Origin of the sequence: Parabacteroides sp. TM07-1AC, assembly GCF_003480915.1 — a bacterium.
GTDB lineage: Bacteria > Bacteroidota > Bacteroidia > Bacteroidales > Tannerellaceae > Parabacteroides > Parabacteroides chongii.
Map to the genome: position 1 here is coordinate 316,292 of NZ_QUKD01000006.1, position 489 is coordinate 316,780.

Here is a 489-nt window from a genome sequence, read left to right on the forward strand (position 1 = left end):
TCAAGGAAAGCATTATACTAGTTGGATTTCAGCAGGTGATAATGAGTCATACTTGACACATCAGTATTTCGGTACTACGAATAAAGCTTATGCTGGTGATGCAGACGAAGAAGGCATCTTATCTCAGACATGGATGTACAACCGTACAGAAAATGACCTGTTCACAGTAGAACCTACAGAAAAACCGATGTATCGTACAGTAATCAATCCGTTAGATACAATCTCTATCTTCCGCAACGATAATCCGAAATCTATCCTGTTCGAAGACAAAGGTTTCTTAGGAATGGAAAATCTGGCTCAATATCCTTCAATTGCTCCGGCAATGGTTGCTGATACTGCTTATGTACGTGATAATACTTATCGTCCTCAGTATATGTTGGTTGTTAACCCGGATATCACTCCGGCTGGCATGTGGTGTGAAGAACATCAGTCTGCAACTTGTGAGCATGCTGTTCCGACTAAGGGTTGGGTAGAAGGTCGTTACCTGGT

General features: G+C 41.9%; 1 pseudogene. It reads left to right on the plus strand.

Annotation, left to right across the window (positions count from 1 at the left end):
* A pseudogene (locus DXD68_RS24110) lies at positions 1-489 on the plus strand (hypothetical protein); the annotation flags it as partial.